This window comes from Bacteroides hominis (assembly GCF_033042785.2).
GTDB classification, from domain to species: domain Bacteria; phylum Bacteroidota; class Bacteroidia; order Bacteroidales; family Bacteroidaceae; genus Bacteroides; species Bacteroides hominis.
In genome coordinates this window covers 4,197,367-4,222,730 of record NZ_CP178829.1, presented here as the reverse complement: position 1 = coordinate 4,222,730, position 25,364 = coordinate 4,197,367, and the positions used below count along the sequence as shown (strand labels likewise).

The window sequence follows — 25,364 nt, the reverse complement described above, 5'->3', positions numbered from 1 at the left end:
TAAATTTTTCCTCTGTGAACTCTGTGTCCTCTGTGGTGAGTTTCGACACACACTCTCTTGCCAAAAAGCTATTTATTGATTTTTCCCCAGGTATCTTTCAGTCCCACGGTGCGGTTGAATACCAGATGACCGGGCGTAGAATCTTTGTCTACATTGAAATAGCCGATACGTTGGAATTGCAGATAGGAAAGTACGGGCAGGTCGGCCACGTATTTTTCTATGTAGCAACGGGTCAGAGTGGTCAGTGAGTCCGGGTTGATCATTTCCTTCATGGCTTCGAGAGCATCACAACCTTTCGCCTCACGGATGGCAGCCATCTCGTCACGCGGGTTTTCTACTTTCCAAAGGCGGTCGTACAAGCGTACTTCTGCCGGCAGGCAGTGTGCGCAGCTGACCCAATGGAGCGTACCTTTCACTTTGCGGTTGGCATCCGGCATACCGCTTTTGGTATTCGGGTCATATTCGCAGTAGACTTCGGTCACCGTACCGTTTTCATCTTTCTTGCAGCCTGTACATTTCACGATGTAAGCGTTCTTCAGGCGCACTTCCTGTCCCGGAGTCATGCGGAAATATTTTTTCGGCGCGTCTTCCATGAAGTCTTCGCGCTCCATCCACAGCTCGCGGCTGAACTCGATGGTATGACTTCCGGCAGTGGGATCTTCGGGGTTGTTAATGGCATCCAGTTCCTCAACTTGTCCTTCGGGATAGTTGGTAATGATCAGTTTCACCGGATTGAGCACGGCAGATACACGCGTGGCACGGGCATTCAGGTCTTCGCGTACAGCGCTTTCGAGCAGGGCGAAATCATTGAGGGCGTCGTAAGTGGTGTAGCCGATTTTGTCGATGAACTTACGGATGGATTCGGGAGAGTAGCCGCGACGGCGGAATCCGCAGAGGGTCGGCATACGGGGATCGTCCCAATCGTTGACCAGGCCTTCTTTGACGAGGATAAGCAGGTTACGCTTACTCATCAGGGTATAATTGAGGTTCAGTTTGTTGAACTCTGTCTGGCGGGGGCGGTTGTCATCCAGATCCTTGCCTTCTTTCAACCAGTCGATGAACAGATCGTAAAGAGGGCGGTGAGGTACGAACTCGAGCGTACAGAGTGAGTGGGTGACTCCTTCGAAATAGTCGCTCTGACCGTGTGCGAAGTCGTACATCGGATAGGCTTTCCATTGGGTTCCGGTGCGATGGTGTGCCACATGCAGAATGCGGTACATGATCGGGTCACGGAAGTGCATATTGGGGCTGGCCATGTCGATTTTGGCACGAAGCACCATGGAGCCTTCCTTGGCTTCGTCGCTATTCATCTTTTCGAACAGGGCAAGGCTCTCTTCGATCGGACGGTTGCGGTACGGACTCTCGACACCGGGTTGGGTGGGAGTTCCTTTTTGTTGGGCAATCTGTTCTGAGGTCTGTTCGTCTACGTAGGCTTTGCCTTCTTTAATCAGAGTGACGGCAAAGTCCCATAACTGCTGGAAATAATCCGAGGCATAATATACGTTGCCCCACTGGAAGCCTAACCATTGGATGTCTTCCTGTATGGCTTCTACATATTCCATATCCTCTTTCGTCGGGTTAGTGTCGTCGAAACGAAGGTTGCACACACCACCATGTGCAGCAGCGATGCCGAAGTCGAGGCAAATAGCTTTGGCGTGCCCGATGTGCAGGTAACCGTTGGGTTCCGGCGGGAAACGTGTTTGTACTCTTCCTCCGTTCTTTCCTGCTTTCAAATCATTTTCTACTGCCTGTTCAATGAAATTAAGGCTTTTCTTTTCGCCTGCCTCTTCGTTTTTTATATCTGTCATATCTGTCATTATTATAAAAGCTCGTAGCTAATAAGTTGCTGCAAAAGTAGGATATTTTTTTTGTATAACCTTATTTCACGGGTATATATCCACTCTTTTTTATAATATCCTGTCCCTCGGGAGAAAGAATAAACTCGAGCAGGGGAGCGATTTGTGCTTTGTTCTTTACGTCATAATAATAATAGAGGGGGCGGACAATGGGATATGTCTTGTTGGTGGCGTTCTCTACGGTGGGGCCGGCATAGTGTTCTCCGTCATATGAAACGGACAGGGTTTTGATGCGTGGAGACACATAGGCGAGTCCTACGTAACCAATGGCACCTTTGGTCTGGCTGACCGACTGGATAATGGCTCCGGTGGCAGGCATGGAAAGGCTGCTGCTCATATAGTTTTTGTTTTTGAGGACGCTCTCCTTAAAGAATTCGTAGGTACCGGAAGAGGTTTCGCGGGAGTAAACCACTATTTTGCGGTCATCGCCTCCCACCTGTTTCCAGTTGGTTATCTTGCCGCGGAAGATGTCTTCAAGTTGCCGGCGGGTGAGTTGCTTCACCGGATTGGACGGGTGGACAACAACGGCAAGCGCGTCATAGGCAACGATCACTTCGTCTATGTCCCGTTTGGCAGCTTTGGCTTTCATCTTTTCGCTGAACTTAATGGGGCGTGAAGCCATGGCGATGTCAGTGGTATTATCCAACAGGGCGGAGATACCCACTCCTGTACCACCTCCGGTGACGGTGACACGGGCATCGGGTTCCCGGTTCATGAAGCGTTCGGCTGTTTGCTGGGCTACGGGCAATACGGTGTCACTGCCTTTAATGCGTTGGGCATTGGCATTCAGTGCTGCGAGGGAGAGGGCGGCGAATAAGATAGTTCTAACTTTCATATGATTGAGTTTTTATTTCTTTCACCACAGATTACACAGATTTTCACAGAACTTTTAATCTTATCATACCAACGGGATTAATTATTGATCTGTGAAAATCTGTGTAATCTGTGGTGGATTCTATTTTATGTGCAAATAAAGCAATAGTGTATTACATTCTTGTTTCAAAACGTTCGATATTCCGCCTTGTAACATAAATGTAACACCTTTGAAACACTTCCTTCAAACGGTATTCACACATCCTTAATACTTACTCTGTTTCTTTGCATCATGAAAATCAGATGGTATGAAAAAGGTTTTTGAAAGGATTATAGAAGGAATTTTGACCTGTAGCGGATTTGTAACGAGTATTACGATCCTGCTGATTGTGCTTTTCCTTTTTACAGAGGCATTCGGGCTGTTCAGCAGTAAGGTTATCGAAGAAGGGTATGTGCTGGCACTGAACAAAGATAACAAGGTCAGTGAACTGACACCGATGCAGATTAAAGATGTTTTTGACGAAGAGATCACCAACTGGAAAGAACTGGGTGGTGAAGATCTGCCGATCCGGGTGTTCCGTCTGGAAGACATCACGCATTACTACTCGGAAGAAGAACTGGGAGAGGCATACGAAAATGCCGGGGCAAAGATTATGGAGTTGATTCAGAAGACGCCCGGGATCGTAGCTTTTATTCCTCAGAAGTTTGTAACTCAGCCGGATGCGGTGCATTTTATAAAGGATAATACCATTTCCGTGAAAGATGTGTTTGCCGGAGCGGAATGGTTTCCCACGGCAACACCGGCACCCCTGTTCGGCTTTCTGCCGCTGATTACCGGTACGCTTTGGGTGAGCCTTTTTGCCATATTGATTGCTTTGCCGTTCGGGCTGTCGGTGTCGATCTATATGTCCGAGGTCGCCAACCCGAAAGTGCGCGGTTGGCTGAAGCCGGTCATCGAGTTGTTGAGTGGTATTCCTTCGGTTGTATATGGTTTTTTCGGGTTGATCGTGATTGTGCCTCTGATTCAGAAGGTATTCGATTTGCCGGTAGGTGAGAGTGGACTCGCCGGAAGCATAGTGCTTGCCATCATGGCATTGCCCACGATTATAACGGTGACTGAAGACGCGATGCGTAATTGTCCCCGTGCGATGCGTGAAGCGAGTCTGGCACTCGGGGCTTCACAGTGGCAGACCATTTATAAAGTGGTGATCCCTTATTCTATTTCAGGCATTACTTCGGGGGTGGTGCTCGGCATCGGACGTGCCATCGGCGAGACGATGGCTGTTCTGATGGTAACCGGAAATGCGGCCGTGATTCCGACTACGATTCTCGAACCTTTGCGTACGATCCCCGCCACCATTGCGGCCGAACTTGGAGAGGCACCGGCAGGGGGACCACACTATCAGGCTCTTTTCCTTTTAGGAGTCGTGCTGTTCTTCATTACATTAATCATCAACTTTAGCGTGGAGTATATTTCATCTAAGGGCGTAAAACGTAGTAAGTAATATGGAAATACTGAATAATACAAAAGCTAAAAGGCGTTCGCAGGGCATCGCTTTCGGCATATTCCGGTTGCTGAGTTTATGCATTGTGCTGATTCTGTTTGCGATTTTAGGGTTCATCATTTACAAGGGTATCGGTGTCATCAGTTGGGATTTCCTTACATCGGCACCTACCGACGGGATGACGGGAGGAGGTATCTGGCCGGCTATCGTGGGCACATTCTATCTGATGACAGGCAGTGCGCTCTTTGCATTTCCGGTGGGAGTGATGAGTGGAATTTACATGAACGAGTATGCGCCGAAAGGAAAACTGGTGAGGTTTATCCGTGTGATGACCAATAACCTGAGCGGCATTCCGTCAATTGTTTTCGGTCTCTTTGGTATGGCTTTGTTCGTTAATTATATGGACTTCGGAGATAGTATTCTGGCCGGTTCATTGACATTGGGCCTGCTTTGTGTACCTTTGGTGATCCGTACCACGGAAGAGGCGCTGAAGGCGATACCGGACAGCATGCGTGAGGGAAGCCGTGCATTGGGAGCTACCAAGTTACAGACCATCTGGCACGTGATTCTGCCTATGGGGATGCCGAATATCATAACCGGACTGATCCTTGCCTTGGGACGTGTGTCGGGAGAAACGGCCCCGATCCTGTTCACGTGTGCGGCATATTTTCTTCCGCAGTTGCCGACAAGCATTTTAGACCAGTGTATGGCGCTGCCCTATCATTTGTATGTGATATCGACCAGTGGCACGGATATGGAGGCACAGTTGCCTTTGGCTTACGGGACGGCTTTGGTATTGATTGCGATCATACTCCTGGTGAACCTGCTGGCCAATGCTTTACGGAAGTATTTTGAAAAGAAAGTAAAAATGAATTAGTGACGGAGTACAACAAAAAATATGGATACAACAGTGAAAATTGATGCGCGTGACGTGAATTTCTGGTATGGTGACTTCCATGCACTGAAGGGAATCAGTATGCAGATTGAAGAAAAATCTGTAGTCGCGTTTATAGGTCCTTCCGGATGTGGAAAATCTACTTTTCTGCGTCTTTTCAATCGTATGAACGATTTGATCCCTGCCATTCGCCTGACGGGGGAAATCCGTATAGATGGTGAAAATATCTATGACAAAGGAGTGCAGGTAGACGAACTTCGTAAAAACGTAGGCATGGTGTTCCAGCGTCCTAACCCTTTTCCGAAAAGCATTTTCGAGAATGTAGCTTACGGATTGAGGGTGAACGGAGTGAAAGATAATGCTTTTATCCGGCAGCGGGTGGAGGAGACCCTGAAGGGTGCCGCCCTTTGGGATGAAGTGAAGGACAAACTGAAGGAATCGGCTTATGCTTTATCCGGCGGACAACAGCAACGCCTTTGTATCGCCCGTGCGATGGCTGTATCTCCTTCGGTGCTGCTGATGGACGAGCCGGCTTCGGCACTCGACCCTATTTCGACGGCAAAGGTGGAAGAATTGATTCATGAACTGAAAGAACGGTATACCATTGTGATTGTGACGCACAACATGCAGCAGGCCGCCCGTGTCAGTGATAAGACGGCATTTTTCTATATGGGACAGATGGTGGAGTTTGGCGATACAAAGAAGATCTTTACGAATCCGGAGAAAGAAGCCACCCAGAATTATATTACCGGACGATTCGGGTAACCTGTGATTTTTCGGCGCAGATCGTCGAAACATGGTTTTATATTGTATATTTGCTTAATAATTAATTTAATACATAGAGTATGGTGAAGTTTATAGAATCAGAACTTGTTCTGCTGAAAAAGGAAATAGACGAGATGTGGACATTGGTTTACAATCAGCTGGATAGAGCAGGAGAGGCTGTACTGACACTGGATAAGGAACTGGCCCAGCAGGTGATTGTCCGTGAGCGCAGAGTGAATGCTTTTGAGTTGAAGATAGACAGTGACGTGGAGGATGTGATTGCCTTGTATAATCCGGTCGCTATCGATCTTCGCTTTGTGTTGGCTATGTTGAAAATCAATACGAATCTGGAACGTTTGGGCGACTTTGCCGAGGGAATCGCACGTTTTGTGCTGAAAAGTGAGGAGCCTATTCTGGATGGAGACTTACTGAAACGCCTTCGTCTGGAAGAGATGCAGAGACAGGTGCTTTCTATGCTCGAGGTGGCCAAACGTGCGCTGAACGAAGAAAGTCTCGAACTGGCAACTTCCGTATTCGCTAAAGATAATTTATTGGACGAGATCAATGCCGAAGCTACAGCGATATTGGCTGATTATATCAGAGAGCATCCCGAAAGCACGCTGTCTTGCCTGAATCTGGTAGGGGTATTCCGTAAGCTGGAGCGTTCTGGCGACCATATAACGAATATTGCCGAGGAAATTGTCTTTTTCATAGACGCTAAAGTCTTGAAGCATAGTGGCAAGGTAGAAGAGCATTATCCCGATAAATAATAAATCGCAAATTTTTAAACAAAAATTAGTGCTACTTAAAAAAATGTCATATATTTGTCTCCTGTAACGGTTCGGTTACAGGAGTTTTTTTTGAAATGATAATAAATCCAAAGAAAAATCAAAAAGATGTTATATGACATGTTTTTATATTTGGTTCATAACGAGAAAAGCACCTATATTTGCACCGTTATCCTGAAAACAATCTTTTTACCTTAAAAAAAAACTAATACCTATTGAAAACTGAAAAGCGGGGCTTTGTGAAAAGCCCCGCTTTTTTATGTTTATTCACTCACTCTCTCCCATTTTCTTTGTATCTTTGACCCCCGTTGATGCGCGTATGCATCTTTTTGAATGGTAAATCCTAATATTAAAAATAGAACTATGTTTTCCGGAATCGTAGAAGAGTACGCTACCGTTGTAGCACTGGTGAAAGACCAGGAGAATATACATTTCACACTGAAGTGTTCGTTTGTAAACGAGTTGAAGATAGATCAGAGTATCTCGCACAATGGAGTCTGTCTGACTGTGGTCAGCATGACGGAAGATACCTATACAGTGACTGCCATGAAAGAGACACTGGACCGCTCGAACCTCCGGTTGCTGAAGGTGGGGGACAAGGTGAACGTGGAACGCAGTATGATGATGAACGGACGTCTGGACGGACACATTGTGCAGGGACATGTGGATCAGACTGCCGAATGTATCGGTATAAAAGATGCGGACGGAAGTTGGTATTTCACGTTTAAATATGCTTTCGACAAGGAAATGGCTAAACGTGGCTACATCACCGTAGATAAGGGATCGGTAACGGTGAACGGTGTCAGTCTGACGGTATGCAATCCGACGGACGACACTTTCCAGGTAGCGATTATTCCATATACTTACGAGCATACCAATTTCCACACTTTTGAGGTAGGCAGTATTGTGAACCTTGAATTTGACATCATCGGCAAGTACATCAGCCGGATGATTCAATATAAATAGCAGGACCAGGTATGAACGACTTTCTGCAATTGGTAAATGCCCGGCAGAGTGACAGGGCCTATGATAAATCACGTCCTGTGGAACCGGATAAGCTGGAACGTATCCTCGAGGCAGGACGTTTGGCACCTTCCGCATGCAATGCGCAACCCTGGAAGTTTGTGGTAGTAACCGATCCGTTATTGGCGGAGAAGGTTGGCAAAGCTGCTGCGGGGTTGGGAATGAATAAATTTGCTAAAGATGCTCCTGTGCACATACTGATTGTAGAAGAGTCGGCTAACATAACGTCCAGGCTGGGCGGCAAACTGAAAGGGAAGCATTTTCCGCAGATCGATATAGGCATTGCGGTTGCGCACATTGTGCTGGCTGCCGAAAGCGAAGGGTTGGGATCGTGCATACTCGGTTGGTTTGACGAGAAAGAGGTGAAGAGCCTGACCGGTATTCCGTCTTCGAAACGTGTGTTGCTGGATGTGCTGATTGGCTATCCGGTGAAGGAGAAACGGAAAAAGATCCGAAAAGAAAAGGAGAAAGTTGTTTCTTATAACAGCTATTAATGAACTGAATAATCTCTGATTCACCGACCCGAACACCCCCGTCCAGAACCGCATTTCAACCGGGACGGACCGTCGAGAACCCGCTGCAACCGGGACTACGGTTGCCGGAACCGTCACCGTGGGGAGCGGTGGAAGTCACCGTGAAACGTGCTGCCAATGGGCGTTTCACCGTAACACGGTGCTAAGAAAAGAATATATTAAAAGAGAAAGAAGAAGAAGGAGAAGAAGAGAAAGCAGAGCTACTCCCGATCCTCCTTTCACCTCAAGCACGGAACGTCGTGTGTAGCACCCCGTTTGGGAGAAGTGAACGGAATGACGGCATCATCGGAGGTAAATGGCGGCAGGGTGAACGGCCTCTGCCGGCAGGAGACATTCACCACAGAGGACACAGAGGACACAGAGTTTTTTTAGACATAAGGACAAAAGGGCAGATGATTCTTTATGTATTCGTGTGTTCTTTTGTCTGAAAACAGATTGAGCGCAGCTAATTAAACTCTGTGTCCTCTGTGTCCTCTGTGGTGAATGTGTTACTCTGTGGTGAACTACAAGTCTTTCAGCAGCACTTTGCTTGCCTTTTTATAATATTCCTCCCTTGAGTCGAGTAATACTTTCCACTGTTCGCTGAATTCCTCGTCTTTATCTACTTTGAAGTCTTCTGAGCCGTATGTATCCAGCCGGTCGAGCAGTAAAGCGACGTTCAGTTGATTGATGTCGATGGAAGGCTGATATGCGATGTCTTCACTTTTCTGATCGGTCACAACTTCGTGGATCAGATGAATCTCTTGCAGCTGATAGAGTATCTGGTTGGTCAGCCGGATAGGGATGCGATGCTCTTCGGATATTTCTTCGGCGGTGTAAGGCGTTTCATTGTTTTCAAAACGTTTGGCTATAAGAGACATTATCAGGATAGAGATGAAGTCCCGGTAACGGCGGCTGATATTCTGCGTGTCTCTGTCGAAACTGAAGTTACGGATATTCTGTCCGGCGTAGGTCAGTTCGGCACCGAACAGGCAGATGGTCCATGATATTTGCAGCCATAACAGGAACATCGGCAGGGCGGCAAAACTACCGTAAATGGCATTGTACTTGGACACCCACAACTGGCTGCTGATGTACAGGAACTGAAATGCCTGGTAAGCGGAACCGGCAAGGATACCGGAGATCAGTGCATGCTTGAATTTTACCTTCGTATTGGGCATGAAGATGTAGAGTCCCGTAAACATCAGCCAGGTCAGCACGAACGGAATCAGACGGATCAGGAATTTCAGGATAGGAGCAAGCAAAACAAAATCCGCCATACTCTTCAGCATAGTGCCCACAAAGATGGAAAGACCTCCCGATACTACGATCAGGATCGGCATCAGCAGGAACATTGAAAAATAATCGGTGATTTTGCGGTACATGCTGCGTCCTTTTTTCACTTGCCAGATGCGGTTGAAGGTGATTTCAATGTTACTGACCAGGTTGAGCACGGTCCACAACAACATGACCAGGCCGACTCCGATAAAAATACCGTTTTTGGTTTGTGACAGATACGAGTCTACGAATTGCAGGATAACATCCGTCGCTTCGGTGGAACCTCCGAAACCATCACGAAACTGGCTTTCCATCAAAGTGGAAACACCGAATCCGCGTGCAATGGCAAAGACGATGGCCAGGATGGGCACAATGGCGAGCAGTGTGCTGTAGGTCAGTGCTGAGGCTTTGTTTACGATGCGGTCTTTGTTGAAGCGGTTGACGCAGAGATAGACCGTTTTGATGATATTGTATATCGAGAACTTGGTGCGGGTGACTTCGCTTTCCGTAATCCGCCAGATATCATAGGTAATGAATTTCCATATATCGGAGAGACGCTGATTCATAGGTCTGTTATTTGAAATTAAAAAAAAGAAAAGCAGTCAGCCTGTAAGCCGAGTTCTGTACCCTGAATAAATCAAGGTGCCTGTCATTTATCTGAGTGGGGTGTCACCACACCACTTTAGCGGTCTACCCTCCGACATGGAGCGAGCAACTCTCATAACGCCGGTTTACATGACCTTACAACTCCTAAGACGTACAGCCCGATATGTCACCATACGGCTGGTGGGCTCTTACTCCACCTTCTCACCCTTACCTCTCCCCGGAGGGAGGGGCGGTTCTTTTCTTCTACGTTACTCTACCCTCACGGACAGCTTTCTGTTAGGAAGTAGGATGCTCTGTGTTGCCCGGACTTTCCTCCTGTACCGAAATACACGCGACAGACCGGCCAACTGCTTTGGTCAGCAAAAGTACAAGAATTATTTTGTTTGAGCAAACGGAAGGGAGGATTAGTTCGGTTCACCACAGAGGACACAGAGGGCACAGAGTTTCACGAATGACATAAATTCACCACAGATTACGCAGATTATCACAGATTAATAATTTATTTTACTGAGAGTTAAATTAAAATATCTGTGTTAATCCGTGTAATCTGTGGTGAACACCGTGTGAATCAATTTCAGTTCTTATTCTTAATATTTTTGAAAATATATATCTAAAACGGAAATAGTTTCTATCTTTGCTAAAAATGTAACCCCCAAATCTTTCTTTCATGAAGAATATGACGCCCTTTGTATCGCTGCTTCTGGCAGTGTCCGCCTGTACAGGTATTCCTGAGAACAAGAAAAACGCACTTCCCCAAGATGTAGAACTGTTGTCCGGTGAAGTTCGCAACCGGTTCATTCCCGATAAGCGTGTCATCCTTTGGGATGTGGATTACGATGTATCCGGAAAGACGATTACCGTAAAGGGGGCGACTACCTCAGCGGAAGCTAAGTCGGCTTTGTTATCGGGACTGGAAGAGAAGGCTTATGAAGTGAGGGACAGCCTGCAACTGGTTCCGGACAGCGTGGCCCTGGAAGGAAAGATGTACGGCATTGTCAATCTCTCTGTATGCAATATGCGTGTAGAGGATGATTTCTCTTCGGAGATGACTACCCAGGCATTGATGGGAATGCCCGTTAAAGTGTTGCAACATCGCAACTGGTATCGCATCCAGACACCTGATAATTATATCGCATGGGTACACCGGGTAGGAATCCATCCGGTCACCAAAGCCGGGCTGGATGCCTGGAACAAGGCAGATAAAATTGTAGTGACGTCGCATTATGGGTTCACTTATCAGCAGCCGGATGAAAAGTCTCAATCCGTGTCGGACGTGGTAGCCGGAAACCGCCTGAAGTACGAAGGTACGCAAGGCGGATTTTATAAAGTCTCTTATCCGGACGGTCGGCAGGCTTATATCTCACAATCGATATCGATGCCCGAAAAGGAGTGGCGTGCTTCTTTGAAGCAAGACGCTTCAAGCATCATCCGCACCGCTTATACAATGATGGGGATTCCTTATCTATGGGCGGGCACTTCTTCGAAGGGAGTCGATTGCAGCGGCTTTGTACGTACCGCCTTATTTATGCACGATATCATCATTCCCCGTGATGCCTCTCAACAGGCTTATGTGGGCGAGCATATCGACATTGCTCCTGACTTCGGTAATGTTCAGCCGGGAGATTTGATTTTCTTCGGGCGGAAGGCCACTGCCGGGAAGAAAGAGCGTGTGGTTCATGTGGCCATTTATCTGGGTGATAAAAAGTTCATTCACTCACAAGGCGATGTCCATGTCAGCAGTTTCGATCCGTCGGATGCCGATTTTGATGAGTATAACCTGAATCGCCTGCTGTATGCAGTCCGTGTATTGCCATCTATAAATAAGGAGGCAGCCTTAAACACCACCGTTACGAATCCGTATTATAACTAAACTCAAAATAGATATGCAAAACCGAAGAGATTTCCTCAAGACCGCTGCTTTTGCCGCCATAGGTTCGGGGCTGTCATTGCAAGGTGTTTTTGCCGGCGAGAAGAGCCCCGCTTCATTTGCGATCAACAAACTCGGCCTGGGAGCAAAGCTGAAATTGCGCTTTTTCCCTTACGAGCTGAAACTGAAACATGTGTTTACGGTGGCTACTTATTCGCGAACCACCACTCCCGATGTGCAGGTAGAGATAGAATATGACGGAGTCATCGGTTATGGCGAGGCTTCGATGCCTCCTTATTTGGGACAGACGGTAGACTCGGTGATGGCTTTTTTGAAGAAGGTCGATCTGGAACAGTTTGACGATCCGTTCCGACTGGAAGATATACTGGCTTATGTAGACGGTATCACTCCGGGAGATACGGCTGCCAAAGCTGCCATAGACATCGCCTTGCACGACTTGGTGGGTAAACTTCTGGGAGCACCCTGGTACAGGATCTGGGGGTTGGATAAGGCTAAAGCACCTTCGACCACTTTCACGATAGGCATCGATACCCCCGAGGTGGTACGTGAAAAGACCCTTGAGGTGGCCGGGCAGTTCAATATCCTCAAAGTGAAGTTAGGGCGTGAGAATGACAAACAGATGATTGAAACGATCCGTTCGGTGAGCGATCTGCCTATTGCGGTCGATGCCAATCAGGGGTGGACGGATAAGAAATATGCATTGGACATGATTCAGTGGCTGAAAGAAAAAGGAATTGTAATGATTGAACAGCCTATGCCCAAAGCACAGTTGGACGATATTGCATGGGTGACCCAGCATAGTCCGTTACCTGTTTTTGCCGACGAATCTTTGCAACGGCTGACTGATGTGGCAGGATTGAAGGGGGCCTTTACGGGGATAAACATCAAACTGATGAAGTGTACCGGTATGCGGGAAGCCTGGAAGATGGTTACGTTGGCGCGTGCATTGGGAATGAAAGTGATGGTAGGCTGTATGACGGAAACTTCGTGCGCGGTTTCTGCCGCCGCACAATTCTCTCCGGCCGTCGATTTTGCCGATCTGGACGGAAACTTGCTGATAGCGAACGACCGCTTCAGAGGGATGGAGGTTGTAAAAGGCAAGATCATGCTCAACGACCTTCCGGGAATTGGTGTGGTTAAATTATGAACGCGGATAAACCTTTGAAACTGTTTTGATAATGAAAAAACTACTTTATATAATTGCCGTATTTATCAGCCTTTCAGCCTGTACTTCGCGGCAGGCTCCCAAGCCTTACAACTGGGACGATGACTTGCACCAACGGTTGCTGGCGGACTTCTGTCTGACCGAATCTCAGGTGAAAGACTATATCCGCAAATACATTCCCGACGTGACGGACGAACAGATGCGCCAATGGGAAGAGAGCAAAGCGCTTGAATGCCGGATGATCGACGGGGAGAAACGTTATTTCCGCAATGCCGGTCCCAACCTGTTCCGGATAGACTCTGCCTGCTGTGCCGTCAAAATGGAGAAAGAAGGCACCTCACTGAGCACGAGCGAACAAGTCAATAAAGAACATCTGCCCGAAGTGATGGCTGCTGTCAGGAAAGAGAGAACGCCTGTCGTGCAGCCCAAGCGGATGCGGGTCACCTACACGCTGACGGTGGACAGCAACGCGGTTCCTGCCGGAAAAACGATCCGCTGCTGGCTGCCCTATCCCCGTACGGATCAGGCCCGTCAGCAAAACGTGAAACTGATACGTACCAGCGAGCTCCGCTATACATTGGCTCCGCCTTCATGCCGGCACAGCACCCTCTATATGGAGAAGCAGGCCATTCCCGGTGAGCCGACGGTCTTTTCGGAAACCTTTGAATATACCTCGTGTGCCGAATGGCATCCGTTGAAGCCCGAAAATATACTGCCTTATGATACTGTCGGTGCTCTTTATAAAGAATATACTGCCGAACGGGACACACATATCCGTTTTTCACCCCGTATCAAAGAGCTGGCTGCCAATCTGACAGCCGGTGAAACCAATCCTTTGTTGAAGGCCCAACGCATTTTTCGTTGGATAAACGATCATTTCCCCTGGGCCTCGGCCCGCGAATATTCCACTATTGAGAATATTCCGGAATATGTGCTCGACAATCGTCACGGCGATTGTGGCCAGGTGAGCCTGTTGTTTATCACCCTCTGCCGTTGCAGTGGCATTCCTGCCCGTTTCCAGAGCGGCTTTATGATGCATCCCCGTGCATGGAACCTGCACGACTGGGCGGAAGTCTATTTCGAAGGCGCGGGCTGGGTGCCGGTAGATCAATCATTCGGCATTCCCGCATTTGCCGGCAATCCCGAAGAAAAGATGTTCTTTCTGGGAGGTATCGATTCCTGGCGTATGATAGTCAACAGTGACTATTCCATGCCGTTGGTTCCCGAGAAGAAATATCCGCGTAGTGAAACGGTTGATTTCCAGCGTGGGGAGGTAGAGTGGGAAGGGGGAAACCTGTACTTCCCGCAATGGAGTTATCATATGGATATAGACTACTTGAATTATTAAGTTCATTCTCCATAAAAGGCTTAAGCGTTTTCCGAAAAGACTTAAGTGTTTCTCAAAAAGACTTTAGTCTTTCGAGGGAAACGCTTAAGTCTTTTTTCTGCCTTCTAAATACTTGTGTGTCATGCAACGAATGCTAATTTGTCAGTCTCTGCCGTTAACCGCTGTTAAGCTCTGCAGATTCACTGTTAAAAGAGAACAAAAAAGAGTGACAAGGAGAATAACAGAATGATTTTTGTCGTTATTTTAACGTCGTAAATGTTAAATGAAAGTAGAATATTAACAATTAAATGAATAAAAAGAATAGTATGAAACAGACAACAAAAAACATTCTTGGGGTAGGAGCGGTTGTTCTTCTCAGCGCAGGAGTTGCCGGAGTGACAACGTATACGATGTTGAAACCGGAAAACAGAGACAGCCTGTCGTTCAGCGAACAGTTCCGCCAGAATCCCAATGCCCGCTTGGCTGCTTATGACGCCATTAATGCACAGCCTGTGGATCTGACGCAGGCAGCAGAAAATTCGCTTCATGCTGTGGTACATATAAAATCGACTCAACAAGCTAAAGAACAAACAGTCACCGTGCGAGATCCGTTTGCCGAGATCTTCGGAGATATTTTCGGTAATGGAGGCAGACAGCAGCGCCGTGTACAAACCCAGCCGCGTGTCGGTTTCGGTTCGGGAGTCATCATTTCGAAGGATGGCTATATCGTAACCAACAACCATGTGATTGACGGGGCGGACGAGATTGTTGTGAAGTTGAATGACAACCGTGAGTTTAAAGGCCGTGTGATCGGTACCGACCCGAATTCGGATCTGGCTTTGGTCAAAATCGAAGGAGATGATTTTCCGACCGTTCCTATCGGCGATTCGGATGCCCTGAAAGTGGGAGAGTGGGTCTTGGCGGTAGGTAACCCCTTCAACCTGACTTCGACTGTAACCGCAGGTATTGTCAGTGCCAAGGCACGTACTTTGGGCGTATACGGTATTGGCGGTGTGGAGTCGTTTATCCAGACAGACGCCGCTATCAATCAGGGAAACAGTGGTGGAGCTTTGGTCAATGCAAAAGGTGAGTTGGTAGGTATCAATGCCGTTCTTTCTTCACCCACGGGTGCTTATGCCGGATATGGTTTTGCCATTCCGACGAGCGTGATGACCAAAGTGGTCAGTGACCTGAAACAATACGGAACCGTACAGCGTGCATTGCTGGGAATCAAGGGTACTTCTCTCGCGGGTGACGGCGACATGATGTCCGACCAGCCGATTGACAAGTCGGGAGCTACTTTGGCCGATAAACGCAAAGAGTTTGGCGTTGTAGACGGCGTGTGGGTTCGTGAGATTGTGGATGGCGGTTCTGCTGCCGGTTCCGATATCAAGGTGGACGACATCATCATCGGCATCGATGGTAAGAAAGTACAGAACTTCGCCGATTTGCAGGAAGCCATTGCACAGCATCGTCCGGGTGATAAAGTTACCGTGAAGGTGATGCGTGACAAGAAAGAAAAGAATATCGACGTAACGTTGAAGAATGAACAAGGTACAACAAAGATTGTGAAGGATGCAGGTATGGAGATTTTGGGTGCTGCCTTTAAGGAGTTGCCGGACGACTTGAAGAGACAACTCAATCTCGGATACGGCTTGCAGGTGACCGGAGTGACTTCGGGCAAGATGGCGGATGCCGGTGTACGAAAGGGCTTCATCATCCTGAAAGCCAACGATCAGCCGATGCGTAAAGTCAGCGATCTTGAAGAAGTGATGAAAGCTGCTGTGAAATCACCGAACCAGGTGCTCTTCCTCACAGGAGTATTCCCTTCAGGAAAACGCGGATATTACGCTGTAGACTTGACTCAGGAGTAAATTAGCTGAAAGCTGCTGTGTGGTGAGTATGGTCACACCAGCGAATCGTCTGCCGAAAAAAGTAATTGGTAGCTTAATAATAGCTAAGGAAATCGAAAAGAGAGTGCCGGCAATCAACCAGTCGACACTCTTTTTGTTTGTAGTAGTAGATAATTAATGGTGAAAAAGTTGTGGAAATTTATACGTTAACAAATAAATTGTCGTAACTTTGCACTCCAAATCTGTTTTATAAGAATGAGACAACTAAAGATTACCAAAAGTATCACTAACAGAGAGAGCGCTTCTCTTGACAAGTATTTGCAGGAAATCGGTCGCGAGGACCTTATTACTGTGGAAGAAGAGGTAGAACTCGCTCAACGCATTCGTAAGGGTGACCGTGTAGCATTAGAGAAACTGACACGTGCCAATCTTCGTTTCGTCGTATCCGTAGCCAAGCAGTACCAGAACCAAGGTTTGAGTTTGCCCGACTTGATTAATGAAGGCAATTTAGGACTGATCAAAGCTGCCGAGAAGTTTGATGAAACACGTGGTTTTAAGTTTATCAGTTATGCTGTATGGTGGATTCGCCAGTCTATTTTGCAGGCATTGGCAGAGCAATCCCGTATCGTTCGTCTTCCGTTGAACCAGGTTGGTTCGCTGAACAAAATCAGCAAGGCCTTCTCTAAGTTCGAACAGGAGAACGAGCGTCGTCCGTCTCCCGAAGAGCTGGCAGGTGAACTGGACATTCCGGTTGACAAGATCTCCGATACGCTGAAAGTATCCGGCCGTCATATTTCGGTGGATGCTCCTTTTGTTGAAGGAGAAGACAACAGCCTGCTCGATGTGTTGGTGAACGATGATTCGCCCATGGCAGACCGTTCTCTGGTTAATGAGTCTCTTGCGAGGGAAATTGATAGAGCTCTTTCTACGTTAACCGATAGGGAAAAAGAAATCATTCAGATGTTTTTCGGTATCGGACAACAGGAAATGACATTAGAGGAAATCGGCGACAAATTTGGTCTCACACGTGAGCGTGTTCGTCAGATTAAGGAAAAAGCAATCAGAAGATTAAGACAAAGTAATCGTAGTAAATTGCTCAAATCTTACTTGGGATAAGCAAGATATATCAGTTTCCGAAAAAGTATTTAAAAAACGCTTCATCTTTTGATGGGCGTTTTTTTTTGTTATCTTTGCGAAGTTAAAATAATAACAGAATATGAAATACGTAAAAATACTGTTTGCCGTAGCGTTAGTGTTTACATTGTGCTCGGCGTTTTCGTTGAAAAAAGGAGAACATAAGCCCGTTTATGCTTTTGGAGTATCGGCGTCATTTACCGATACAGTGGTATACTACACCGAGATTCAGGTACTCGATAGCGTGGCGCTGGATAAAAACGGATTTCTGCCGCATAGAGAGATATACAGCTATCAACTGAAAAACTATCTGGAGATTGATAAAGGGCAGTCCAACCGTACTTGCATGATCTACTTCTCGGAGAATCAGAAGAAACTTGAAAAGGAAGCTGCAAAGGTATTGGGCAAATATAAAAAGAATAAATCGGTGGCTCTTGAGAAAATAGATACCCAAAGTTTTAAATTCACTAAACCGGAAGAATAACTTAAACGTTATATAAGAAGGGGATGCTTAGAAGCTCCTGATGGAGGAGCTTTTAAGCATCCTTTTTTTTAGGTTTTAAATTCAATACAGATATGAAATCAAAAATGATTCTTTTTTTTGTAAGTTTTGTCATGTTGTTCAGCGCTTGCCGGAATGAAGATGAACCTACTCTTCCGGCGTATGGTTCGCGTACGGTTTTAATTTATATGATGGCGCAAAACTCTTTGTCTCCATTTGCCCGGCTGGATATGGAAGAAATGATAAAAGGAATGAAGCAGGTGGATGCAACGTCTAATAATCTGTTGGTTTATATCGATGACTATTCGGCTCCCCGTCTGGTTCGTTTGGGTAAAAACAGTAAAGGGCAGGTTGTGGAAGAAGTGGTTGCCAACTATCCGGAACAGAACTCAACGGATGTGGCTGTTATGAAAAAAGTCATTTCAACTGCTTTCAATACTTATAAGGCAGAGAGTTACGGTATGGGCTTCTGGTCGCATGGAGAAGGATGGATACCCTCGCCGGCCAAAACGCGCTGGTTCGGACAAGACGGCAATGATTATATGAATATAGCCGATCTGCACGAAGCCTTACAGGTGGCTCCAAAGCTTGATTTCTTGCTCTTCGATGCCTGTTTCATGGAGTCGGTGGAAGTGGCTTATGCTTTACGTGACTGCGGTGACTATATGATCAGCTCGCCTACTGAAATTCCCGGTGTAGGAGCTCCTTATGAAGACGTGGTTCCCGCTATGTTTACTGCCGGAAACCCGACCATGAAGATTGTCTCTGCTTATTATACCTACTATGAAAACAGGTATAACGACGGGGTAGGGCTGACTAATGAAAACTGGACCGGTGGGGTTTCGGTGGGAGTCGCAAAAATGAGTGAACTTGAAAATCTGGCAGCTGCCACAGCAAAGATACTTCCCAAATATGTGACGGGAAAGACTGATTTCGATCTTTCAGGGGTGATGTGTTATGACCGGAGATACCTGGCGTTATATCATGACCTCGATCAGTATATTTACAAGCTGACAGCCGGTAACAGCGATTATGATGCATGGAAGGCGGCTTTTGATAAGGTAATGGTTTACTGGAAGTCGACTCCGCGCAACTATTCGGCATACGTCGGCATGTTTACCATGGACTCAAAGGCGAAAGGGCTTTCCACTTATATTCCAATGACGAATAGGGAGTCTACCAATACGTCCTACCGGGATACGGGATGGTATAAGGCTTCCGGTTGGGCAGATACCGGTTGGTATAAATAAGCAATAAAAGTGAGGCTGAATCAAAACTCACCACAGAGGACACAGAATAACACAGAGGCGATTTTAAGTTATTGATTATTAGTTAAAAGACTCTGTGCTACTCTGTGTTACTCCGTGGTGAAAAGAGTTTTGACACACTTTTTATGCATTGTGTCAGGTCGGTCACCTGTCACGGTTTTAGTACTTATGGGATGAATTCTCCTTTTGCGGTGATTTTCACTTTTACTTCCAGCTCTCCTTTTTCCAGTTCAACCAGATAGTATTCGCCTGTGGGAGTTTCAAAAAAGTCGGCTTCATCTACGTGATATCCGGCATATTGTGGTGAAGAGGCAATTGCATTGGTCACCTCAACCGGTAGTGCATTCCGGTGTACGTCCCAGGAAGTGTATGCCCATTGGTTGGAGCTGTTGAATACAACCTCTTTGCTGATATTGTTGTGGATAATATCGACTTCTGTCATTCCATGTTCCACTTCAACCTCTGCCAGGCGCGCATTCGGATACTTCTCTTTTATAAAGTTCTCGATGGCTGCGGGGACTTCGGCCGGAAGGTAATTCCCCGAATCATTGTCCGTGTCTGCAACGTTTTTAATAAGGATTCCTTCTGCCGAATAATACAGGTCGAACTCTTGTTTGCCGGATTCTACTTCGATGACATATACGGTTTCCATATCCAGACGTTCCAGCATATCTACATCATCTATTTTCCATTTTGCATATTCACTGCTTTCAAAAGCACTTTTTACCGCTGAGGGCAGAGCCTGATATGGAATGTCGGTTTCTGTCATTTGCCATGTTCCGTCCGGAGTAAACCAAGCAGAGGTTTCATAGTTTTGATGGCGGAAGTCAGCCACATAATAGTTACCTTTTGTTTCCCACTTTTCATTGCTGACTGTCGGGTACTTTGCGGTGAATGCGTTTTTCAGTTCTGCCGGTACATAAGACAGATCATCATCATCATCGTTATCACAGCTTTGTAATCCCAGGGCACCCAGTGCCAAAAGAAGAAAATACATTTTCAGTTTCATTTCTACTATACTTTTTTTAGTTGTCAATTCATGTTATGCGCATATTGTAATAAAGCGGAATTATACCCGTATATGTGCGTAACATCAGTTATCAATATCGATTAAATTAAATTTAGAGTCGAATTTTAGTTCCCATCCGTTGGACAGTTTCACTTCGTAATCCGCTTTATCACGTTCTATTTTCAGAATCTTCGCGTCCGCATAGTTGGTGGTTACGTACTTCTGGATAGGAGCGGGTATTATGCCCTGTGGCACTACACTGAATTTGCAATTTACTTCAGTCCAGTTTCCTTTCTTGTCGAATTCCACTTTGTTGCCGTCGGTGAAAATGACGTCGTAGCTTTTCTGTAAGAAATCGCTTTCAACTTTGGCCATGGCAATGTTGTTGCCGGCAAAATGTTGTTTGATGAACTGCTGTGCCTTCTGCGGCATTTGGCTTACCTGGATAGGTTTATCATCGTCCGCTCTTGCGATGGTTTGCAGAGTGAACAGGCATACGAATAAAATAAGTAACTTTTTCATATTCATCCTTTTTTAATGGTTTTTACTGTTAGCAATTAATTTATATTGCAAAGATGAAGGTCGATTCTGAAAAGAATTGGGAATTCTCTCCATTTTGATACTTTTTTCTAAATAAAAGTTCGATTACTCTTGTTCATCCGGTTGAACTTATACTGTATATTTACACAACATTTAACGCTGAGCGAGAAGTCCTTCTCGCAATAGATATGAAAAGATTTTGTACAGGCAGGTGTGTTGGGGAGTCGCATCCACCACAGATTACACGGATTTGTGCAGATGAATGTCGCCGGCTTTCAGTAGATTAGATTCGTTCTGTGTTAATCTGCGTAATCTGTGGTGAAATTGTTCTTCCGTAATTCGAAACAGTGTTCATCTTTCTCAAAATAATACCTGAGTGTGAGATGCTGTAATTTGCAGATGGAGTCGGCTATGGCAAGTCCCAGTCCGGTCGAACCTTCCTTTTTGCTTCCCTGATAGAATCGTTCAAAGATATGGGTCGCATCCAGGGGACGGTCTGTGCCGCTATTCCTGAAGGTCATGCTATGGCCGGTTATTTCAATCCGGATATGTCCACCGTCTACGTTGTGTACAAACGCATTTTTGAGCAGGTTCGTTATCAGGGCGACTGCTAATGATTCATTCATTTCCGCCCGGAATATTCCCTGTTCATCCAGCGTCAGCTCAATTTCCCGATAGCCGTATACTTCTTCATAATCTTCTATATATCGCTTGAGCATGCTGTTGAATTCCACCGTTTGGGTCTCGGAGAATTGTCCGTTATCTATTTTGGATAGTAACAGCAGCGATTTATTGAGCTTGGTGATATGCTCCAGGGTCTGGTGCGTTTTTATCAGCTCTTCCAACTGTGCTTCAGACAAGGAGTCGTCTTCCATCAGCATTTCCAGGCGATTCCGGCAGATGGCTAACGGCGTTTGCATTTCGTGTGAAGCATTGCCGATGAATTGCTTTTGTTGTTCAAAGATGTGCTCGCTTCGTTCCGCATTGCGGATGGCTGCTTCGTTCAGCTTCCTGAACTCCGTAATTTGCGTTTCATTCTTCAAAGGGCGATTGGGACGGCCTATCCTGTAGGCATCCAGCCAGCGCAGCAGATTGTAAAGTGGCTTCATGCTGCGGTGAAATATCCAGATGCAGACAATCAGGATGGTGAGCAGCAGGACGATGTACAGAAAAATAATCCATCCCAGCATGGCGTCTTTCAGGTCGTCCTTCTCGATCGTCGGTGTCGATACGGTAAGCTCGTAATATTGCCCTTCGTCATCTTTGAATAAGGTGGTCAGTATGCGTGCCGGTTCAGTCTCTTCCTTCTCCACAATATAAACCATGGAGTCTTTGTAGCAGATATCTTCGCGTTCGTCGGCATACTCTTTGCTTACTTTTCTAAGATAGTACTGATTGTTCGACCCATTGTTTTTCGAGGGCAGTTCTTCTCCGGCCAGGGCACGGATAATGATGGTTTCCGAGTAATCCTCCAGAGAGTCGTCTACTTCGTCGTTCACTTCATCTATCACGGCTATATAGAAAAATACAGCCCATGCCCCGAGAACAACTGTCAGCATGAGTGCGATGCGGATGATAATGCGGTATATCAACTTCATGGAGGTAGGGTCTTTTTTTATTCAACAGTCATTTTGTAGCCGAATCCATATACAGCCTTCAGTTCTGCCAAGGCACCGGCATCTTTAAGTTTCTTTCTCAGATTCTTGATTTGCGCATAGATGAAATCAAAATTGTCTACTTGGTCGATATGATCTCCCCACACCGATTCGGCAAGTGTGTTTTTGTTTACCAGTCGTCCGGGACGGTTGGCAAAGTAGAGAAGAATATCATACTCTTTGCGGTTTAATTCTATTTCCTTGTCATCTACGAATACCTGGAATGTATCGGGAACGATACGTATGTTGGCCAGGCGTATGTCCATTTCTCCGTCGCGGCGCTGGCGTCGGATCACACTTTTGATGCGGGCATTTAATTCGGCCAGGTGAAAGGGTTTGGGCAGATAGTCGTCGGCACCCAGTTCCAGTCCCAGTACTTTATCGTCCAGGGAGTCTTTGGCCGAGATGATAATTACATTTTCCCGTTTATGCATCTTCTTCAGTTGCTCCAGCAGATTCAGCCCATTGCCGTCAGGCAACATAATGTCCAGCAAGACGCAGTCGTAATCGTAGTCCTCTATCTTGCGTAATCCCGACTGGAAGTCTGCGGCAGCTTCCACTACATAGCGTTCTTTTTCGAGCGAACGCTGGATAAGTTCCCTCAGTGAGGGTTCGTCTTCGATTATTAATATTTTCATAGGGCTTTTTATTTCTACCTGCAAAGAAAAGGCTTATTTCTGAAATAAAACTGAAAAGAAAAGCTATTTTATTTTTCTATCTCAACAGAAGTGTCTAATTTTGTTTCCAATAAACAAAAATAACACGAGTATGAATCTCTAATACTGTAATTTATCATGTTGACTCAAATTATCAATGGACGCATATTTACTCCGCAAGGTTGGTTGAACGAAGGTTCTGTGTTGATGAGAGATGGAAAAATTCTGGAAGTAACTAATTGCGACCTGGCGCTGATCGGTGCCGATCTGGTGGATGCCAGAGGAATGTATATTGTTCCCGGTTTTGTTTGTATGCATGCCCATGGCGGAGGAGGACACGATTTTACGGAATGTACCGAAGAGGCTTTCCGCACGGCGATAGCTGCACACATGAAGCACGGTGCCACCAGCTTTTTTCCGACACTTTCTTCTTCTCCGTTTTCCGAAATACGCAAAGCTGTAGATATATGCGAAAAACTGATGGCCGAATCCGATAGCCCGATACTCGGCTTGCATGTGGAAGGCCCTTACCTGAACCGTAAGATGGCGGGAGAACAGTTTGCAAACCAAGTGAAAGAAGTCGATGTGGCAGAATACACCTCTTTGCTTGAAAGCACCGATTGCATCAAGCGTTGGGACGCTTCTCCCGAACTGCCCGGAGCACTTGACTTTGCACGTTATCTGAAGTCGAAGGGCATTGTAGGAGCTGTTTCGCATACGGAAGCCGAATATGATGGCATAAAGGAAGCATACGAGGCAGGATTTACACATGCTGCGCACTTCTACAATGCAATGCCGGGCTTTCATAAGCGTCGCGAATATAAATACGAGGGAACGGTTGAGAGTGTCTACCTGACCGATGGCATGACTATCGAGCTGATTGCTGACGGCATTCATTTGCCTTCCACTATTTTGAAACTGGCTTATAAGCTGAAGGGAGTGGAGCATACTTGCCTGGTGACCGACGCACTTTCATATGCGGCTGCTGAAGGCAAGGCAATTGACGATCCCCGTATTATTATAGAAGACGGTGTGTGCAAGCTTGCCGACCGTTCGGCCTTGGCAGGTAGTATTGCTACCATGGATCAGTTGGTGCGTACAATGGTGAAGGCTGATATTCCCCTGGCAGATGCCATACGTATGGCTTCTGAGACTCCTGCCCGTATTATGGGAGTTTATGACCGTAAAGGATCTCTCCAGAAGGATAAAGATGCGGATATTCTGATCCTGGATCGTGATCTGAACGTCAAGGCGGTATGGGCTATGGGGCAGTTGGTGAAGGAGTCGTAAATAGTTCACTACGGATTATATAAATTTACTGTAGTCCTCTTATGCCGGTTATTTGTAAGAAGGGCTTTCAATAGAAATTGTTAGTGTCGTTACTATTCTTATTCTATTCTTATAAATGGAAGGGAAGGAGGATAAGAATAGTAACGACTTACTTTAATCTGTGGTTCAATTACCGTTAATTTTCAACTTCGTCTCTTCTTAAATCGGTATATTTCCTTATTCTCCCTTTTTCTCTGATCATTTCTCAATTTTCTGAAAAACGCCCCTATAGCCTCCTTATACGGCCATCCTTTTACTTTTAAAACCAAGACCCTTTACCTCTAAAATCAACGCTTCCTTGGTTTTAAACCAACGAGCCTTTGGTTTAAAAGGTAGGCTTCTCCCGTTTCCATCCCAAATTTTGCTTGTGAAAATATTGTATAACTAGGCTTTACGGATCGCAAATGTGTTCTTCCGAATTGCATTGGCACTTGCTTTAATTGCACCTATACCTGCTCTGATTGCACCCATATCTGCTTTGATCGCAACTATACTTACTTCAATCGTAACTATCCTTTTCGGTCCGCCACTTATCCCTTTTCCCGGAAAACATTCCCTTGTCTCTCTATTGTCTTCATCTTCAATCTTTTTCTTCCTTTCGTTTCTTCTCTTCCTATTACCTGATTTAACAGGATGTTAAATCAAGGCTTTTGTCTCCAAATAACAAGTCTTTTCGAAGCAAAAGCCTTGTTATTTCCATCCCTGAAATAAATGTTTCCCCAACCGCATTAACAATGTTAACGCAGGATTCCGTTCAATTCCCGTCTGATTCTTGTTTGATCCTTGTCTGATTACTGTTTGACTCCTGCTCAATTTCCATTCAATCCCCGTCTGATTCCTGTTTTAATTTCCGTCCAATCCTCGTCTGATTCCCACCGACTTTTCAGTTTAATCCCTGTTTGACTCCCATCTGACTCCCATCTGATTCCCGTTCACTCTCCATTCAGTCCCTGTCCAATTCCAGTTTCATCCCCTCCAATTTTCCTCCAATTCCCTA

At 46.2% G+C, this 25,364-nt stretch carries 21 protein-coding genes and 1 other RNA gene; 14 read left to right on the top strand and 8 right to left on the bottom strand.

The features are described 5' to 3' along the window. Positions 1–68 precede the first annotated feature (68 nt). Positions 69–1,808, bottom strand: coding sequence for a glutamine--tRNA ligase/YqeY domain fusion protein (locus R3O62_RS17835; RefSeq protein WP_032542792.1), 1,740 nt, complete (start codon positions 1,806–1,808; stop codon positions 69–71). A gap of 70 nt (positions 1,809–1,878) precedes the next feature. Beyond that, positions 1,879–2,691 (bottom strand): PstS family phosphate ABC transporter substrate-binding protein, encoded by an 813-nt coding sequence (locus tag R3O62_RS17830; RefSeq protein WP_005779844.1) that lies wholly within the window; start codon positions 2,689–2,691, stop codon positions 1,879–1,881. A 286-nt stretch (positions 2,692–2,977) separates the two neighbouring features. On the opposite strand from R3O62_RS17830, the gene pstC reads away from it, so the two are divergent. The 6 genes from pstC (at position 2,978) to R3O62_RS17800 (ending at position 8,139) form a co-directional block, all read left to right on the top strand. Continuing rightward, positions 2,978–4,174 carry a phosphate ABC transporter permease subunit PstC gene (pstC, locus tag R3O62_RS17825; protein ID WP_005779841.1) on the top strand — a complete coding sequence of 399 codons (1,197 nt, stop codon included), beginning with the start codon at positions 2,978–2,980 and terminating at the stop codon, positions 4,172–4,174. 1 nt (position 4,175) lies between these two features. Continuing rightward, a complete protein-coding gene (gene pstA / locus R3O62_RS17820; protein ID WP_005779838.1) occupies positions 4,176–5,051 on the top strand; it encodes a phosphate ABC transporter permease PstA in 876 nt (291 codons plus the stop codon). A 21-nt stretch (positions 5,052–5,072) separates the two neighbouring features. After that, complete coding sequence (pstB, locus tag R3O62_RS17815) at positions 5,073–5,834, top strand: phosphate ABC transporter ATP-binding protein PstB (protein ID WP_005779836.1); 762 nt, start codon at positions 5,073–5,075, stop codon at positions 5,832–5,834. 80 nt (positions 5,835–5,914) lie between these two features. Then, positions 5,915–6,604: a phosphate signaling complex protein PhoU gene (phoU, locus tag R3O62_RS17810; protein ID WP_005779833.1), complete on the top strand. Its 690-nt coding sequence runs from the start codon at positions 5,915–5,917 to the stop codon at positions 6,602–6,604. 381 nt (positions 6,605–6,985) lie between these two features. Then, on the top strand, positions 6,986–7,588 hold the full coding sequence (locus tag R3O62_RS17805) for a riboflavin synthase (protein ID WP_005820684.1): 603 nt from the start codon (positions 6,986–6,988) through the stop codon (positions 7,586–7,588). Positions 7,589–7,599: 11 nt separating this feature from the next. After that, positions 7,600–8,139, top strand: coding sequence for a nitroreductase family protein (locus tag R3O62_RS17800; RefSeq protein WP_005779827.1), 540 nt, complete (start codon positions 7,600–7,602; stop codon positions 8,137–8,139). Between the two features lie 542 nt (positions 8,140–8,681). Here R3O62_RS17800 and R3O62_RS17795 read toward each other — a convergent pair. Both R3O62_RS17795 and rnpB read right to left on the bottom strand, forming a co-directional pair. After that, positions 8,682–10,001 carry a YihY/virulence factor BrkB family protein gene (locus R3O62_RS17795; protein WP_032530481.1) on the bottom strand — a complete coding sequence of 440 codons (1,320 nt, stop codon included), beginning with the start codon at positions 9,999–10,001 and terminating at the stop codon, positions 8,682–8,684. A gap of 28 nt (positions 10,002–10,029) precedes the next feature. Next, positions 10,030–10,392, bottom strand: an RNA gene (gene rnpB, locus R3O62_RS17790) — RNase P RNA component class A. A gap of 316 nt (positions 10,393–10,708) precedes the next feature. On the opposite strand from rnpB, the gene R3O62_RS17785 reads away from it, so the two are divergent. From R3O62_RS17785 to R3O62_RS17755, 7 genes are all read left to right on the top strand, one after another. Then, positions 10,709–11,911 (top strand): NlpC/P60 family protein, encoded by a 1,203-nt coding sequence (locus tag R3O62_RS17785; protein ID WP_032539877.1) that lies wholly within the window; start codon positions 10,709–10,711, stop codon positions 11,909–11,911. A gap of 13 nt (positions 11,912–11,924) precedes the next feature. Further along, positions 11,925–13,076 (top strand): dipeptide epimerase, encoded by a 1,152-nt coding sequence (locus R3O62_RS17780; RefSeq protein WP_217737663.1) that lies wholly within the window; start codon positions 11,925–11,927, stop codon positions 13,074–13,076. Between the two features lie 31 nt (positions 13,077–13,107). Beyond that, positions 13,108–14,442 (top strand): transglutaminase-like domain-containing protein, encoded by a 1,335-nt coding sequence (locus R3O62_RS17775; RefSeq protein ID WP_181996260.1) that lies wholly within the window; start codon positions 13,108–13,110, stop codon positions 14,440–14,442. Positions 14,443–14,747: 305 nt separating this feature from the next. Continuing rightward, a complete protein-coding gene (locus R3O62_RS17770; RefSeq protein ID WP_022012489.1) occupies positions 14,748–16,295 on the top strand; it encodes a trypsin-like peptidase domain-containing protein in 1,548 nt (515 codons plus the stop codon). A gap of 234 nt (positions 16,296–16,529) precedes the next feature. Next, positions 16,530–17,390, top strand: a complete 861-nt coding sequence (locus R3O62_RS17765) for a sigma-70 family RNA polymerase sigma factor (protein WP_005779810.1) — start codon at positions 16,530–16,532, stop codon at positions 17,388–17,390. Positions 17,391–17,490: 100 nt separating this feature from the next. Beyond that, positions 17,491–17,892 carry a hypothetical protein gene (locus tag R3O62_RS17760; RefSeq protein WP_101603242.1) on the top strand — a complete coding sequence of 134 codons (402 nt, stop codon included), beginning with the start codon at positions 17,491–17,493 and terminating at the stop codon, positions 17,890–17,892. A 92-nt stretch (positions 17,893–17,984) separates the two neighbouring features. Further along, positions 17,985–19,160, top strand: coding sequence for a clostripain-related cysteine peptidase (locus R3O62_RS17755; RefSeq protein ID WP_032530485.1), 1,176 nt, complete (start codon positions 17,985–17,987; stop codon positions 19,158–19,160). Positions 19,161–19,344: 184 nt separating this feature from the next. Here the strand turns inward: R3O62_RS17755 and R3O62_RS17750 are convergent, their stop codons facing one another. The 4 genes from R3O62_RS17750 to R3O62_RS17735 all read right to left on the bottom strand — a co-directional run bounded on the left by R3O62_RS17750 (position 19,345) and on the right by R3O62_RS17735 (position 23,020). After that, entirely contained in the window at positions 19,345–20,187 is an 843-nt protein-coding gene (locus R3O62_RS17750) for a PepSY-like domain-containing protein (RefSeq protein ID WP_032530486.1), read from the bottom strand. An 84-nt stretch (positions 20,188–20,271) separates the two neighbouring features. After that, complete coding sequence (locus tag R3O62_RS17745; RefSeq protein ID WP_005806767.1) at positions 20,272–20,709, bottom strand: PepSY-like domain-containing protein; 438 nt, start codon at positions 20,707–20,709, stop codon at positions 20,272–20,274. 317 nt (positions 20,710–21,026) lie between these two features. After that, a complete protein-coding gene (locus R3O62_RS17740; RefSeq protein WP_022012485.1) occupies positions 21,027–22,325 on the bottom strand; it encodes a sensor histidine kinase in 1,299 nt (432 codons plus the stop codon). Positions 22,326–22,342: 17 nt separating this feature from the next. Further along, a complete protein-coding gene (locus tag R3O62_RS17735) occupies positions 22,343–23,020 on the bottom strand; it encodes a response regulator transcription factor (protein ID WP_005779794.1) in 678 nt (225 codons plus the stop codon). A gap of 156 nt (positions 23,021–23,176) precedes the next feature. Between R3O62_RS17735 and nagA the strand changes: the two genes are divergently transcribed. After that, a complete protein-coding gene (gene nagA, locus R3O62_RS17730) occupies positions 23,177–24,328 on the top strand; it encodes an N-acetylglucosamine-6-phosphate deacetylase (protein ID WP_032530488.1) in 1,152 nt (383 codons plus the stop codon). The last annotated feature ends 1,036 nt before the right edge of the window (positions 24,329–25,364 follow it).

Excerpts from the sequence above, each read along its gene's own strand:
- R3O62_RS17770 (WP_022012489.1), top strand. The coding sequence starts at position 14,748 with ATGAAACAGACAACAAAAAACATTCTTGGGGTAGGAGCGGTTGTTCTT.
- R3O62_RS17750 (WP_032530486.1), bottom strand. The coding sequence starts at position 20,187 with ATGAAACTGAAAATGTATTTTCTTCTTTTGGCACTGGGTGCCCTGGGA.
- R3O62_RS17830 (WP_005779844.1), bottom strand. The coding sequence starts at position 2,691 with ATGAAAGTTAGAACTATCTTATTCGCCGCCCTCTCCCTCGCAGCACTG.
- R3O62_RS17780 (WP_217737663.1), top strand. The coding sequence starts at position 11,925 with ATGCAAAACCGAAGAGATTTCCTCAAGACCGCTGCTTTTGCCGCCATA.
- R3O62_RS17835 (WP_032542792.1), bottom strand. The coding sequence starts at position 1,808 with ATGACAGATATAAAAAACGAAGAGGCAGGCGAAAAGAAAAGCCTTAAT.
- pstB (WP_005779836.1), top strand. The coding sequence starts at position 5,073 with ATGGATACAACAGTGAAAATTGATGCGCGTGACGTGAATTTCTGGTAT.
- R3O62_RS17755 (WP_032530485.1), top strand. The coding sequence starts at position 17,985 with ATGAAATCAAAAATGATTCTTTTTTTTGTAAGTTTTGTCATGTTGTTC.
- R3O62_RS17795 (WP_032530481.1), bottom strand. The coding sequence starts at position 10,001 with ATGAATCAGCGTCTCTCCGATATATGGAAATTCATTACCTATGATATC.
- pstA (WP_005779838.1), top strand. The coding sequence starts at position 4,176 with ATGGAAATACTGAATAATACAAAAGCTAAAAGGCGTTCGCAGGGCATC.
- R3O62_RS17800 (WP_005779827.1), top strand. The coding sequence starts at position 7,600 with ATGAACGACTTTCTGCAATTGGTAAATGCCCGGCAGAGTGACAGGGCC.
- R3O62_RS17735 (WP_005779794.1), bottom strand. The coding sequence starts at position 23,020 with ATGAAAATATTAATAATCGAAGACGAACCCTCACTGAGGGAACTTATC.
- R3O62_RS17765 (WP_005779810.1), top strand. The coding sequence starts at position 16,530 with ATGAGACAACTAAAGATTACCAAAAGTATCACTAACAGAGAGAGCGCT.
- pstC (WP_005779841.1), top strand. The coding sequence starts at position 2,978 with ATGAAAAAGGTTTTTGAAAGGATTATAGAAGGAATTTTGACCTGTAGC.
- R3O62_RS17785 (WP_032539877.1), top strand. The coding sequence starts at position 10,709 with ATGAAGAATATGACGCCCTTTGTATCGCTGCTTCTGGCAGTGTCCGCC.
- R3O62_RS17760 (WP_101603242.1), top strand. The coding sequence starts at position 17,491 with ATGAAATACGTAAAAATACTGTTTGCCGTAGCGTTAGTGTTTACATTG.
- R3O62_RS17745 (WP_005806767.1), bottom strand. The coding sequence starts at position 20,709 with ATGAAAAAGTTACTTATTTTATTCGTATGCCTGTTCACTCTGCAAACC.
- phoU (WP_005779833.1), top strand. The coding sequence starts at position 5,915 with ATGGTGAAGTTTATAGAATCAGAACTTGTTCTGCTGAAAAAGGAAATA.
- R3O62_RS17805 (WP_005820684.1), top strand. The coding sequence starts at position 6,986 with ATGTTTTCCGGAATCGTAGAAGAGTACGCTACCGTTGTAGCACTGGTG.
- R3O62_RS17775 (WP_181996260.1), top strand. The coding sequence starts at position 13,108 with ATGAAAAAACTACTTTATATAATTGCCGTATTTATCAGCCTTTCAGCC.
- nagA (WP_032530488.1), top strand. The coding sequence starts at position 23,177 with ATGTTGACTCAAATTATCAATGGACGCATATTTACTCCGCAAGGTTGG.
- R3O62_RS17740 (WP_022012485.1), bottom strand. The coding sequence starts at position 22,325 with ATGAAGTTGATATACCGCATTATCATCCGCATCGCACTCATGCTGACA.